The 13,447-nt window shown below is 46.4% G+C and carries 10 protein-coding genes and 13 tRNA genes; 20 read left to right on the forward strand and 3 right to left on the reverse strand.

Features of this window, described 5'->3' with window-relative positions:
• Nucleotides 1-50: 50 nt before the first annotated feature.
• Together asd and rsgA are read right to left on the reverse strand one after the other, a co-directional pair.
• A complete protein-coding gene (asd, locus tag ACF8EG_RS25100; protein WP_020839784.1) occupies nt 51-908 on the reverse strand; it encodes an archaetidylserine decarboxylase in 858 nt (285 codons plus the stop codon).
• A 124-nt stretch (nt 909-1,032) separates the two neighbouring features.
• Nucleotides 1,033-2,097 carry a small ribosomal subunit biogenesis GTPase RsgA gene (gene rsgA, locus ACF8EG_RS25105; protein WP_015297418.1) on the reverse strand — a complete coding sequence of 355 codons (1,065 nt, stop codon included), beginning with the start codon at nt 2,095-2,097 and terminating at the stop codon, nt 1,033-1,035.
• Nucleotides 2,098-2,224: 127 nt separating this feature from the next.
• Between rsgA and orn the strand changes: the two genes are divergently transcribed.
• The 14 genes from orn (at nt 2,225) to ACF8EG_RS25175 (ending at nt 4,384) form a co-directional block, all read left to right on the forward strand.
• The gene (orn, locus tag ACF8EG_RS25110) at nt 2,225-2,770 is read left to right on the forward strand and encodes an oligoribonuclease (protein WP_005456987.1); all 546 of its coding nucleotides are present in this window, start codon (nt 2,225-2,227) and stop codon (nt 2,768-2,770) included.
• A 156-nt stretch (nt 2,771-2,926) separates the two neighbouring features.
• Nucleotides 2,927-3,002, forward strand: a tRNA-Gly gene (locus ACF8EG_RS25115).
• A 35-nt stretch (nt 3,003-3,037) separates the two neighbouring features.
• Nucleotides 3,038-3,114 (forward strand) — tRNA-Met (locus ACF8EG_RS25120).
• A 19-nt stretch (nt 3,115-3,133) separates the two neighbouring features.
• Nucleotides 3,134-3,209 (forward strand) — tRNA-Gly (locus ACF8EG_RS25125).
• Nucleotides 3,210-3,248: 39 nt separating this feature from the next.
• A tRNA-Met gene (locus ACF8EG_RS25130) sits at nt 3,249-3,325 on the forward strand.
• 30 nt (nt 3,326-3,355) lie between these two features.
• Nucleotides 3,356-3,431, forward strand: a tRNA-Gly gene (locus ACF8EG_RS25135).
• A gap of 55 nt (nt 3,432-3,486) precedes the next feature.
• Nucleotides 3,487-3,563, forward strand: a tRNA-Met gene (locus ACF8EG_RS25140).
• Nucleotides 3,564-3,593: 30 nt separating this feature from the next.
• Nucleotides 3,594-3,669 (forward strand) — tRNA-Gly (locus ACF8EG_RS25145).
• 49 nt (nt 3,670-3,718) lie between these two features.
• A tRNA-Gly gene (locus tag ACF8EG_RS25150) sits at nt 3,719-3,794 on the forward strand.
• A 49-nt stretch (nt 3,795-3,843) separates the two neighbouring features.
• A tRNA-Gly gene (locus tag ACF8EG_RS25155) sits at nt 3,844-3,919 on the forward strand.
• Between the two features lie 50 nt (nt 3,920-3,969).
• Nucleotides 3,970-4,045, forward strand: a tRNA-Gly gene (locus ACF8EG_RS25160).
• A 35-nt stretch (nt 4,046-4,080) separates the two neighbouring features.
• Nucleotides 4,081-4,157, forward strand: a tRNA-Met gene (locus tag ACF8EG_RS25165).
• An 18-nt stretch (nt 4,158-4,175) separates the two neighbouring features.
• Nucleotides 4,176-4,251 (forward strand) — tRNA-Gly (locus ACF8EG_RS25170).
• A 56-nt stretch (nt 4,252-4,307) separates the two neighbouring features.
• Nucleotides 4,308-4,384 (forward strand) — tRNA-Met (locus tag ACF8EG_RS25175).
• 620 nt (nt 4,385-5,004) lie between these two features.
• Here ACF8EG_RS25175 and queG read toward each other — a convergent pair.
• Nucleotides 5,005-6,132, reverse strand: a complete 1,128-nt coding sequence (gene queG / locus ACF8EG_RS25180) for a tRNA epoxyqueuosine(34) reductase QueG (RefSeq protein ID WP_025796024.1) — start codon at nt 6,130-6,132, stop codon at nt 5,005-5,007.
• Nucleotides 6,133-6,496: 364 nt separating this feature from the next.
• Between queG and tsaE the strand changes: the two genes are divergently transcribed.
• The 6 genes from tsaE to hflX all read left to right on the forward strand — a co-directional run bounded on the left by tsaE (nt 6,497) and on the right by hflX (nt 13,416).
• Entirely contained in the window at nt 6,497-6,961 is a 465-nt protein-coding gene (gene tsaE, locus ACF8EG_RS25185) for a tRNA (adenosine(37)-N6)-threonylcarbamoyltransferase complex ATPase subunit type 1 TsaE (RefSeq protein WP_005457080.1), read from the forward strand.
• The gene (locus ACF8EG_RS25190) at nt 6,955-8,670 is read left to right on the forward strand and encodes an N-acetylmuramoyl-L-alanine amidase (RefSeq protein WP_069504626.1); all 1,716 of its coding nucleotides are present in this window, start codon (nt 6,955-6,957) and stop codon (nt 8,668-8,670) included. The genes tsaE and ACF8EG_RS25190 overlap by 7 nt, the downstream gene beginning before the upstream one ends.
• 22 nt (nt 8,671-8,692) lie before the next feature.
• A complete protein-coding gene (gene mutL / locus ACF8EG_RS25195) occupies nt 8,693-10,702 on the forward strand; it encodes a DNA mismatch repair endonuclease MutL (protein WP_025589037.1) in 2,010 nt (669 codons plus the stop codon).
• The gene (miaA, locus tag ACF8EG_RS25200) at nt 10,699-11,631 is read left to right on the forward strand and encodes a tRNA (adenosine(37)-N6)-dimethylallyltransferase MiaA (RefSeq protein WP_069504624.1); all 933 of its coding nucleotides are present in this window, start codon (nt 10,699-10,701) and stop codon (nt 11,629-11,631) included. The genes mutL and miaA overlap by 4 nt, the downstream gene beginning before the upstream one ends.
• A gap of 193 nt (nt 11,632-11,824) precedes the next feature.
• The gene (hfq, locus tag ACF8EG_RS25205; protein WP_005438329.1) at nt 11,825-12,088 is read left to right on the forward strand and encodes an RNA chaperone Hfq; all 264 of its coding nucleotides are present in this window, start codon (nt 11,825-11,827) and stop codon (nt 12,086-12,088) included.
• 38 nt (nt 12,089-12,126) lie between these two features.
• Nucleotides 12,127-13,416, forward strand: coding sequence for a ribosome rescue GTPase HflX (hflX, locus tag ACF8EG_RS25210; RefSeq protein ID WP_005496507.1), 1,290 nt, complete (start codon nt 12,127-12,129; stop codon nt 13,414-13,416).
• Nucleotides 13,417-13,447 lie beyond the last annotated feature (31 nt).

Raw genomic sequence — 13,447 nt, forward strand, 5'->3', positions numbered from 1 at the left:
ATCAATAAAAAAAGAGCCCTTGATAAAGGGCGCTTTTAACTGAATTTCGCTTATTTTTTCAGGGCGTAAGGTGTGCCCATTACGGTTGGCTGGCCGTTTTCCATGCTTGCGTCAAACTCAATCGCGTCTTTCGCAAACAGGTTGATCACAGTCGACCCCAGTTTGAAGCGACCCATTTCTTCGCCTTTTTTCAGGATAACGGCTTTGTCACCTTCTGCTGGGTAATCCCATTTGTAGACCGTGTTACCGCGAGGTGGCGTGATGGTGCCTGCCCAAACTTGCTCGATACTGCCTACGATGGTTGCACCAACCAGAACTTGTGCCATTGGGCCAAATTCGGTATCGAAGATACATACCACTCGTTCGTTACGTGCAAATAGGTTCGGTACGTTTTCTGCTGTCAGAGGGTTTACTGAGAACAGATCACCAGGAACGTAAATCATTTGGCGCAATGTGCCGTCACATGGCATGTGTACACGGTGGTAATCGCGAGGCGATAGGTATAGCGTTGCGAATGAACCGTCTTTGAATTCTTCTGCGAGTTTCTCATCACCACCAAGCAGTTCTTGCGCCGAGTAGTTGTGGCCTTTTGCTTGAATCAGTTGACCATCTTCAATTGGGCCAAATTGGCTCACACAAGCATCTGCTGGGTGCGTAATGATCTCATCACCTTCAGTGATTGGGCGTGCGCCTTCTTTGAGCTCACGAACAAAAAACTCGTTGAACGTTTTGAAATGCTTAGGATCAGAGTGCTTTGCCTCGTCCATATTCACATTGTACTGTTTGATAAACCAGCGAATGACCGCGGTGGTTAGACTACCAGCTTTGGCTGATGCCAGTTTGCCCATTAGGCGAGTTAGGCCATGTTGTGGGATCCAGTACTGCAGTCCAACTTTAATCTTGTCCATCTTTAATTCCGATACTTCTGTCTGTTCTGTTAGATTCGCGCTTTGGGCGCGTGATGTTACTGAACTTTAATGTGCTTGTCAGTATTCGGTGAAGAATTCTTACACAGTTGCTCAGACAATCTGGTTACAGATCGGCCTTCTTGTTGCGTGAGTATTGGCGGTTTGCCTTGTTCTCCATCATGCTTTCTAGAATGCGATGGTAGTTCTCAAAACGAACCTCACTCACTTCGCCTTTCTCAACGGCTTCACGCAGAATACAGCCAGGGTCGTCGTTGTGTTTACAGTCTCGGAATTTACAGCCACCAAGGTATGGGCGGAACTCAACGAACGCTTTGGTGACTTCTTCAGCCTCTAAGTGCCAAAGACCAAATTCGCGAACCCCTGGTGAGTCAATAAGATCGCCGCCAGTTGGAATGTGGTAAAGGCGTGCTGCTGTCGTGGTGTGTTGACCTAAGCCAGAGTTTTCAGAAATTGCGCCTTCTTCCACTTCTTGTTCTAGTTCAGGCATTAATGCATTAACCAAACTCGATTTACCTACGCCAGATTGACCAACAAAGATGTTGATACGATCGCGTAACTGCACTTCTAAATCACTAATGCCTTCACCAGAATTTTTACTCACGAACAGCACTTTATAACCAATTCGCTCGTATTCTTTGAGCCACTCTTCGTACATTGCACGGTCATCTGCCTCAAGCAAATCAACCTTGTTGAGCACCAACAATGGTGCGATGTTGAGTGTCTCTGCGGCCACTAAATAACGGTCGATAATGTTCAGTGATAGCTCAGGCAAAACAGACGAGACAATCACCATCTGATCGATGTTTGCCGCAACTGGTTTGAGGCCGTCGTAGTAGTCTGGGCGAGTCAGCATTGATGTACGTGGCTCTACGGCTTCCACAACACCTGAGATGCCTGCCATTGATTCAAGACCTTCACGCCAGAGCACTCGGTCACCGGAAACCAGAGACTCAATGCCACGACGTAGGTTACAGCGTTGAACCTCGCCAGTTTCTAAATCTTCGATGTCAGCGTGCTGGCCAAAGCGAGTAATCACTAGACCCTGTTTACTTGCGCCAAGCATGTTCTCATCCCATTGGATGGACTCTTCTTGCTTTTTTAGGCGTTTTTGTTGGTTGCTGCGTACGCGGCGCACCTGACCTTTGGTTAACTTTTTCTTCTTTGCCACAATGTTTTACTTAGTGAGTTAACTCAAGCGATTGAGCTCGATCTCGGCTCAAGTTCGTGAGTATCGTGTTTCAAGTATTTTCAGGTATAGTACCTCTTTTATCGATAAACAAATAGGCGGCGTAACCATGTCCTTTAGCGATCAAAACCTAATTTGGGTGGATTTAGAGATGACAGGGCTTGATCCTGAAACGCACAAAATCATCGAAATTGCTTCTATCGTCACGGATAGCGAACTGAATATTTTAGCTGAAGGGCCAGTGCTTGCCGTGCATCAGCCAGAAGAAGAGCTAGCCAAAATGGACGATTGGTGCACCAACACGCACACAGCTAGCGGTTTGGTTGAGCGCGTTCGGAACAGCAAAATCTCTGAGCAAGATGCCGTAGCACAGACCATCGAATTTTTAGAAAAATGGGTACCAAAAGGCGTATCGCCAATCTGCGGTAACAGCATCGGTCAGGACCGCCGTTTCTTGTACAAGCATATGCCTGAACTGGAAGAATACTTCCACTACCGTTACTTAGATGTGAGCACACTAAAAGAGCTGACTCGTCGTTGGAAGCCAGAGGTGTTGGACGGTTTCTCTAAACAGGGCACACATTTAGCGTTGGACGACATCCGTGAATCTATTGCGGAGTTAAAGTACTACCGCGAAACGATCTTTAAGATCTAACTGTTAAGGCTGCGATCTAAATTGTTGTCATTCTTGATTGTTTTGCTTGCTTTTTCGTCGTTCAGTAAAAAATTAAAGTTTTTTTGAACGAAGGACTTGCATCACAAAAAAATGCTCTTATAATTCGCAGCCCTGAACAGCGGAAACGTTGTTGATGCGACACTAGCTCAGTTGGTAGAGCGCAACCTTGCCAAGGTTGAGGTCACGAGTTCGAACCTCGTGTGTCGCTCCAAATTTTTATTATTGCACTAAGCAATAATACATGGACGCGGGATGGAGCAGCTTGGTAGCTCGTCGGGCTCATAACCCGAAGGTCGTCGGTTCAAATCCGGCTCCCGCAACCAATTCTCTTCTTGAGAACATGCGACACTAGCTCAGTTGGTAGAGCGCAACCTTGCCAAGGTTGAGGTCACGAGTTCGAACCTCGTGTGTCGCTCCAATTTGATAGCTCTCATTGTGCTTAACAATGAAATACGGACGCGGGGTGGAGCAGCTTGGTAGCTCGTCGGGCTCATAACCCGAAGGTCGTCGGTTCAAATCCGGCCCCCGCAACCAAATTTAATCAATAGCGTTTGCTGTTGATATGCGACACTAGCTCAGTTGGTAGAGCGCAACCTTGCCAAGGTTGAGGTCACGAGTTCGAACCTCGTGTGTCGCTCCACTTTCTTTCTAAGTGGACAGTATAGCTCTCATTGTGCTTAACAATGAAATACGGACGCGGGGTGGAGCAGCTTGGTAGCTCGTCGGGCTCATAACCCGAAGGTCGTCGGTTCAAATCCGGCCCCCGCAACCAAATTCAATCAATAGCATTTGCTGTTGATATGCGACACTAGCTCAGTTGGTAGAGCGCAACCTTGCCAAGGTTGAGGTCACGAGTTCGAACCTCGTGTGTCGCTCCACTTTTCTTTAAGTGAAAAGTAAAGCCTTCATTGTGCTTAACAATTACATGCGACACTAGCTCAGTTGGTAGAGCGCAACCTTGCCAAGGTTGAGGTCACGAGTTCGAACCTCGTGTGTCGCTCCACTTTTCTTTAAGTGGAAAGTAAAGCCTTCATTGTGCTTAACAGTGACATGCGACACTAGCTCAGTTGGTAGAGCGCAACCTTGCCAAGGTTGAGGTCACGAGTTCGAACCTCGTGTGTCGCTCCACTTTCTTCAAAGTGAACTGCATAGCCCTCATTGTGCTTAACAGTGACATTGCGACACTAGCTCAGTTGGTAGAGCGCAACCTTGCCAAGGTTGAGGTCACGAGTTCGAACCTCGTGTGTCGCTCCAAATTTATATTATTGCACTACGCGATAATACATGGACGCGGGATGGAGCAGCTTGGTAGCTCGTCGGGCTCATAACCCGAAGGTCGTCGGTTCAAATCCGGCTCCCGCAACCAATTCTTTTAAGAGAATGTGCGACACTAGCTCAGTTGGTAGAGCGCAACCTTGCCAAGGTTGAGGTCACGAGTTCGAACCTCGTGTGTCGCTCCACTTTCTCTAATGAAAAAGCAAAGTTCTCATCGTACTTAACGGTGACGTAATACGGACGCGGGGTGGAGCAGCTTGGTAGCTCGTCGGGCTCATAACCCGAAGGTCGTCGGTTCAAATCCGGCCCCCGCAACCAATTTCAGACGATAGTTACAGTTTGAGTGGTTGGTATTTTCTAGCTCTCAGATCGTCACGGATGCGCCGCCCAGTTCACTTTGGCTTTCGCTCCATTCCATCGCTCTTTTCATAATGCTGCGAAGCATGAATCCCCTAAAAGCATATCTTAATCCGCATCAAATGATGTCGGACGGTTTCGTTTGTGTTTAAAACACGATATGAATCGGCTGGCGTAATCATTTCATGATGTTCGGAGCGTTTTACCTATGTTAATTAACAGAGTTATCCACATATAACGTTCTGTGGATAAGTTGGTTGATAAAGTGTTTTTAGCTTGAGGATTTTGATGGGTAAAGAAAGATCTTTTCTTTTTTAGGAAGTCTTGGTTGCTGGTGATTTGGTCTTAACTTGTTGTTATTTAAGGTTAAATGTATTATTTCATCGGATCGAATACGTTAAAATACGATCACAACCTTGTCTTTTTTTGATCCTAGTCATTTACTCAGGTTGTGTTTAACTTTTTTTTGCAACCCATTTTTAATCAAATCTAGAATTTTTTTCCACATTACAGAATTGAGAACAGGGTCATGTATTGAGCATGCAAAAAGTGTTTTCAATCTCTTGCATATAGGCTACGCACTAGGCATCCCTAGGTAAGCCTTTCTCAACAATTCTAATTAAACGCTTTTTCTTCGTCTCAATCGGTTCTGCATCTACAGAAGGGATATGGTTGAGCTGCTGGGTAAGTGCCCATTCGATGTGCTCATCCAGTAATTTACTTTCACCAAGTCGCGCATTAAGTGCGTCTATCACCCGTTGGCTGTATTCTGCATTACCAAGTGCGACAGATATATTACGTAGCCATTGTTCGTGACCGATACGACGGATAGCAGAACCTTCCATATTTTTTAAGAACGTCGCCTCGTCCCATTGGAATAATTCAACTAAGTCTGGATGGTGAAAGCTTTCCCTGCGATGGAAATCTTCTTGTTTGGTTACGTCTGCATAGCGGTTCCATGGGCAGACGAGTTGGCAGTCATCACAACCGTAGATGCGGTTACCCATCGGTTTGCGGAATTCTTCAGGGATGACACCATCAAACTCTATCGTGAGATAAGAGATACAGCGTCTCGCATCGACAACTTTATCTTCTACAATGGCTTGAGTCGGGCATGACGTAATACACGCTCGGCATTTTTCGCATTGGTCGACACTTGGAGTATCGACTGGCAAAGGTAGGTCAATCAGCAGTTCACCAAGGAAGAACCAAGAACCACACTCTTTATCTAAGATCAGTGAGTGTTTACCTGTCCAACCCAATCCGGCCTTTTGGGCTAAAGGGCGCTCAAGTATTGGCGCAGAGTCGACAAAAGGGCGATAACCAAACTGACCCACTTCTTCTTCTATGAGCTTACCCAACTTGTTGAGCTGCTTTCTGACCAGCTTATGGTAATCACGCCCTAGCGCATAGCGGCTAATATAAGCATGATTTTTATTCGCGAGATTTGAAGCGAATTGCGCTTCTGGCGGTAGGTAGTCCATCCGGACGCTGATAACGCGAACGGTTCCCGGTAATAACTCATTGGGTCTGGCGCGCATCATTCCGTGACGAGCCATCCAATCCATTGAGCCGTGATAGCCAGCATCTAGCCATTTTTGTAGTGCGGCTTCATGTTCACTAAGATCAACGTCGCAGATGCCCACTTTTTGAAAGCCGAGCTCTTTTCCCCAAACTTTGATTTGTTGTGCGAGTTGTTCGTAGTTCATGTTTTATCACCGAGATAAAGGGGGCGGGATCTTAACGGATCTATTCTATTGGTGCTACCGTAAAGTTGAGGTTGGTACTCGGAAATTCGTTTCTCAAAGTTCAGGCTGAATAGCCATTGGCGCGTTTTTATCAGCAAAATCATTATGCATGTATCACGGAACCTTTTGCTATGTACGGCGTTCTTATAACTGTGAGTTAAACTCTTTTCGATCAAAGTTAATACTCGGTAAATAAGTTACAGTTTTTGGCTACTTTTTTCGCACATATGACATTTGAAAGCTTGTCTCTCAAAACCAACACGGTTTACTATTCCTGTTCTTTTGATTTTTATATAGTCAACGATCATTAGTTAGAGAAGCATCAATGAGCACGAAACAATTTACTTTAAAAGATGAGCAAGAAACGGTAGCACTGGGCACCGAGCTGGCTCAACTTTGTTCTCAACAAACCACTATTTATCTGCATGGTGATTTAGGTGCAGGTAAAACAACCTTCAGTCGTGGTTTTGTCCGTGCTCTTGGGCATCAAGGAAACGTGAAAAGTCCGACTTATACGCTTGTCGAACCTTACCAATTAGATAAGTGGCAGGTTTACCACTTTGATCTTTACCGATTGGCAGATCCTGAAGAATTGGAATTCATGGGGATCCGAGACTACTTCACAGATGATGCGATCTGCTTGGTTGAATGGCCTGAAAAAGGGCAAGGATTGCTGCCACAACCAGATTTAGATGTAGAAATTCGTTATCAAGGTGAGCAACGCGTCGCTGAGATAACGGCGAACAATGATTACGGTGTGCAGTTACTCAGTCGATTGGAGCTATGTTGAGTCTTTCAAATTTTAGAGCAGTGGCGACGTTTGTCGCCACTTTTCTCCTTATCATCCCCAATGTAGCATTTGCTAACGTCGTTAAAAGTTTCCGAGTGTGGCCTTCCCCAGATGAGACTCGTGTTGTCATCGATTTAGGCTCGGAAGCGGACTATTCCTATTTTTCTCTGTCAGGGCCGGACCGTCTTGTGGTGGATATGAAAGACACCACCATGCAAGCTAAATTGCCAGTGACTGTTTCTGATAGCCCAGTGCTTAAATTGGTGCGTAAAAGCTCGCCTCCAGAGAAAGGCACCTATCGCCTTGTTTTTGAATTAAAGAAGAACGTTCAGGCAGAGTTATTCAAACTCAGTCCAACGCCGGGCGGCCAATATGGGCATCGTTTGGTGATTGACCTGCCACACGGTAAGAAAACCGCGACAACAGCAGCGAAACCAAGCAAACCGGCGACAACCAGCAAAGACATGAGTACCGTACAGCGTGCTCAAGAAGTATTGATCGTGATCGATCCTGGTCATGGTGGTGAAGACCCTGGCTCAATTGGTCCATCTCGTCGCAAGTATGAAAAAGACGCGGTACTGAGCATTTCTCGTAAGCTTGCAGCGCAACTTGATGCGACGCCGGGAATCAAAACGCGCATGACGCGTACCGGTGACTACTTTGTTAACTTAAACCGCCGTGTTGCATTTGCCCGCGAAAATGACGCGCACCTGTTAATCTCAGTTCACGCGGATGCGTTCACGTCACCACAACCTCGTGGGGGATCGGTATTCGTATTGAATACGCGTCGCGCAAACACTGAGATTGCTCGTTGGGTTGAGAACCACGAGAAACAGTCCGAGTTGCTCGGTGGTTCTGGCAATGCATTTGTCACGAACACGAAAGACCGCAATGTGAACCAAACTTTGCTCGATCTCCAGTTCAGCCATTCGCAAAAAGAAGGCTACAAGTTGGCGACCGAAATTTTGGGTGAAATGGGACGCGTCGCGCATCTACACAACACCAAGCCAATCAACACTAGCTTGGCAGTATTGCGTTCGCCACAAATTCCATCGGTCCTTGTAGAGACTGGATTTATCTCTAACCCAACAGAAGAGAAACTGCTGTTCCAACGCGCGCACCAAGATAAGTTAGCGCAGGCTATCTCTAAAGCGGTGGTTAAATATCTAAAAGATAACCCACCTGAAGGCACGGTGTTCTCACCTTCCTCTAAACCAATGGTGCACATTGTTAAGCGTGGTGAATCGCTGTCTGTGATTGCGAATAAATACGGTACTAACTCGAAAGCGTTGATGGCTGAGAACAAGTTGAAATCGACCAGCTTAGCGGTTGGACAAAAACTGCGTATTCCGTCAGCTGGCAAGATCCAAGTGCCAAGCAAGCCTATTACAGTAGAGACTGAAACGATTACTCATACCGTTAAATCGGGTGAGTTCTTGGGTAAGATCGCAAGTCACTATAAAGTGAAGCTGTCGGATATTCGTCGTCAGAACAACTTAAAATCCGATACCTTATGGGTTGGTCAAAAACTTAAGATCACAGTGGCAGTGAAAGATAAACCGATTCGCAAGCACAAAGTCGCGCGAGGGGAATACCTTGGTAAGATTGCGTCCAAATATGGCGTGAGTGTTGCGAGTATTCGCCAAGCAAACAACTTGCGCTCGGACGAGCTTGCTGTTGGGCAAGTCCTGATCATTCCAAACAAATAAGTAAGTGAGCTTCTAACTCATTATGACGATAAAAATTTTGCCAGCTAGGCTCGCCAACCAAATTGCGGCAGGGGAAGTGGTCGAAAGACCTGCCTCTGTCATCAAAGAGTTGGTGGAAAATAGCCTCGACTCTGGCGCAACCCGAATCGATATCGACATCGAAAAAGGCGGTGCCAAGCTTATTCGTGTTCGTGACAACGGAAAAGGGATTGCGAAAGATGAGCTCGGGCTGGCACTCAGTCGTCATGCAACGTCTAAAATCCATACCTTAGATGATTTAGAAGCGATCATGAGCTTGGGCTTTCGTGGAGAGGCATTGGCGAGTATCAGTTCCGTCTCTCGTCTTACATTAACCTCTCGCCCAGCTGCGCAAGAAGAAGCGTGGAGTGCATATTCGGAAGGGCGTGATATGCAGGTCAAATTGCAGCCTGCTGCCCATCCCATTGGTACCACGGTTGAAGTGCTGGATTTGTTTTTCAATACTCCTGCACGCCGTAAGTTTCTGCGTACCGAAAAAACGGAATTTGCTCACATTGACGAGCTGTTAAAACGCATTGCACTGAGCCGCTTTGATGTCTCGATCAACGTGCGTCATAACGGCAAAGTGATCCGCCAGTACCGTGCGGCTAAGAATCAACTGCAAACCGAAAAGCGTATAGCGGCGGTGTGTGGTAATGCATTTGTTCGTAATATGCTTCGTATTGAGCTTGAGCATCAAGGCCTCAAGTTGCATGGTTGGATCACCACCCCGGATGGGGCTCGTCAGCAAAGCGATTTGCAGTATTGTTACGTGAATGGCCGCATGATGCGGGACAAACTGATCAATCATGCGATTCGTCAAAGTTACGAAATGAGCTTAAAGCCGGATCAATTTGCCGCTTATGTGTTGTTCATCGAGCTAGACCCGCATCAGGTGGACGTGAACGTTCATCCAGCGAAGCATGAAGTGCGTTTCCACCAAGCAAGATTGGTACATGACTTTATCTATCAAGCTTTGGCTGATGCACTGGCACAAAGCTCTGTGATTGATAAGCCGCAAGTCAATGAGTCCGCGTTCCATCGAGCAGAGCCTGAAGAGCGAGAAAGCCAACCGGAAACGACGCCTCAATACTCGCCACAATCAGTGAGTACTACTGTCCCAGAGCGTGTGTATCAAGCGATTGATAAAACGCCTACGTACCCTGGACGTACTGATTATGAGATAAAGCCACGCGATCGTGCGCCGAGTGATTCATCTGTGCGTGAAGCGCGTATTGCAGATTCCTTTAAGCGAACGGATTGGATTGAGTCCAAACCTGCGCCTAAACCAAATGTCGGTAAAGAGCGTCATGCTGAACCTGCACCAAGTAAGCGAGAAGTCCACGCTTACCATGAACTGCTAAAAACACCCGACTTCGAATCGCAACAAGCTGAGCAACCGACATCGATAGAGTCCGTTCGAGAAGTGAGTTTGCCTCAAGTTACAGCGTTGGGGAAAGCGTTGGCTGTTGTGGATGAACAATTTGTACTGATGAGCAGCGACAGTGGAGTAGCATTAGTTTCATTACCTCGAGCTGAGTTCTATCGCACCAAAGGTCAGTTGACACCAAGTGAAGGAGCGTTAAAAGCGCAGCCTTTATTAGTACCGTTGTCGATGAAGTTGGACACTGACTTAGTGAAGTTGGCACAAGATTATCAACAAGACTTTGCTCAGTTGGGTATCCAATTAAAAGCCAGAAATGATAAAGCGCTAATGGTCATGGGCGTGCCAGCACCATTACGCCAACAAAACTTACAAAATTTAGTGCCAGATCTGTTATCTTACGCGCAAACGTGGATGAAGGGAGAAAAGGCGTCAACTCAGATGCTTCCTGCGCTGATCGATTGGCTTGCTGTGCAGGTCACAACGGTCAAGAGTCACTATACTCTCTCTGAAGCCATTCAAATTATTGCGGAACTTGAACAGTTAAGGCATGGTCAATTGCCACTAGACGATAAAACATTCGTATCTGCTGTTGATTTCTCTGCCACGATAGCCAAATTAAAACCATGACAGACAAACTACCTTTGGCTCTTTTCTTGATGGGGCCAACTGCATCAGGTAAAACCGAGCTAGCGATTCGCTTGCGTCAAAAGTTTCCGGTTGAGATCATCAGTGTGGATTCTGCATTGATCTACAAAGGAATGGATATCGGTACGGCAAAACCTGACGAAAGAGAGTTGAGTTTAGCGCCGCACCGCTTAATTGATATCCTAGATCCTAGCGAATCTTATTCGGCGGCGGACTTTCGCCGCGATGCTTTGCAAGCGATGGATGATATTGTTGCAGAAGGAAAAATTCCGCTCCTAGTGGGTGGTACAATGCTGTATTACAAGGCATTACTTGAAGGCTTATCACCTCTTCCTGCTGCAAATCCTGAAATTCGTCAGCAAATTGAACAAGAAGCATTGACTAAAGGTTGGTCAGTGTTGCACGATGAACTGAAAGAAATTGATCCTGTATCAGCTGCGAGAATACATCCAAATGATCCCCAGCGTTTATCTAGGGCGTTGGAAGTGTATCGTATTTCAGGTAAAACTCTTACTGAGTTGACTCAAACTAAAGGTGAAAGCCTGCCGTACCGAGTTAAACAGTTTGCAATAGCTCCCAAGGATAGGGCAGAACTTCACCGTCGCATTGAACTGCGTTTCGACAAAATGATGGAAGCGGGTTTTGAAGATGAAATGAAAGCGTTGTATGCGCGCAAAGATCTTCATCCGGATCTTCCTTCTATTCGTTGCGTTGGTTACCGACAGATGTGGGAGTATATAGATGGGGAGTGCACACGTGATGAAGCTGTATTTCGTGGCGTATGTGCGACTCGTCAATTGGCCAAGCGTCAAATCACCTGGTTACGCAGCTGGGATGACTTAACTTGGTTGGATAGCGATAACATTGAGCAGGCACTCGAAACCATGTCAGAAGCAATAGCATCTGATTGAGATAGCTGTGTATAATGTGATCGTTTTTGCGTGAACGCACTCTCAAAGGATCTGTTGTTGGCAGTTTTTATACTATGCTGCTAATTACTTAGAGTGCATTTTTGATTCGTTTAGCTCAGATGCAAAAGCAGTACTTTTTGCATTGCACCACTAGCTAAATAATTACAACTACAAATTAAATAAGGAAAATAAAATGGCTAAGGGGCAATCTCTACAAGACCCATTTCTAAACGCGCTACGTCGTGAGCGTATTCCAGTGTCTATCTACCTTGTTAACGGTATCAAACTACAAGGTCAGATCGAATCATTCGATCAATTCGTGATCCTGCTGAAAAATACTGTAAACCAAATGGTGTACAAGCACGCGATTTCTACAGTTGTGCCGGCTCGTCCAGTGAGCCACCACAGCGGTGATCGTCCTCAAGGCGACCGTCCACAAGAGAAATCAGAAGATTAATTCTTCATCGAGTATTTTTAAAATAAGGAGTTGATTGCTTGTTTGACCGTTATGAATCCGGTGAGCGAGCCGTACTTGTTCATATCAACTTCACGCAAGAAGGTGAATGGGAAGATCTGGCTGAGTTCGAGATGCTGGTTTCTTCCGCTGGGGTTGAGACGCTGCAAGTTGTAACTGGTAGTCGTCAATCCCCACACCCGAAATACTATGTCGGAGAGGGTAAGGCCCAAGAAATTGCTACTACGGTACAATTGACTGGTGCTGAAATTGTGATTTTTAATCACTCCCTCTCTCCTGCCCAAGAACGTAACCTCGAAGCACTGTGCAAATGTCGAGTCCTCGACCGCACTGGTCTCATCCTCGATATCTTTGCTCAACGAGCACGAACACACGAAGGTAAGCTACAGGTCGAGCTGGCCCAACTTCGACACATTTCTACTCGTTTAATTCGTGGTTGGACGCACCTTGAAAGGCAGAAAGGGGGGATCGGTTTACGTGGTCCGGGTGAAACCCAGCTGGAAACCGACCGTCGTTTATTGCGTGAACGAATCAAAGCCATCCTGCGCCGCCTAGAAAAGGTAGCCAAGCAGCGTGAACAAGGACGCCGTGCCCGAAATCGAGCTGAAATCCCAACAATTTCTCTCGTGGGTTACACCAACGCGGGTAAGTCGACACTCTTCAACCGAATAACCGAAGCTGGCGTGTATGCCGCTGACCAATTGTTTGCTACTTTGGATCCTACACTACGTAAGATGGAGTTAGCGGATGTTGGCCCAGCCATACTGGCAGATACGGTTGGTTTTATTCGACATTTGCCTCACGACTTGGTTGCTGCCTTCAAAGCGACCTTGCAGGAAACGCAAGAAGCTGACATTTTGTTACATGTTGTTGATGCCAGTGATGAGCGTTTTCGTGAGAATATTCAAGCTGTTCATGAAGTATTAGAAGAGATCGACGCGCACGAAGTGCCGACGCTTGTCGTCATGAACAAAATCGACAATCTAGAGTCGCAGACACCTCGTATAGAACGTGATGAGGAAGGGGTTCCTCGTGCGGTCTGGGTATCTGCAATGGAAGGATTGGGCATTGAGCTCCTGTTTGATGCGCTGACGGAACGTCTGGCGTCGCAAATGGTCGAGCATCAGTTGCGAATTCCTCCACAGTATCAAGGAAGATTCCGTAGTACATTCTTCCAAATGAAGTGTATTCAACGTGAGGAATACGACCAGGATGGTAACTTGTTGATCGATATTCGAATGCAGCAAGTAGATTGGTCTAGACTTGAAAAAAGAGAAGGGGCAGTTTTGACTGACTTTATAGTCACTTAAAGGACTGCTACAGTATAACGTCATATCAAAT

The organism is Vibrio sp. YQ_11, assembly GCF_043103065.1.
Classification (GTDB): domain Bacteria; phylum Pseudomonadota; class Gammaproteobacteria; order Enterobacterales; family Vibrionaceae; genus Vibrio; species Vibrio parahaemolyticus.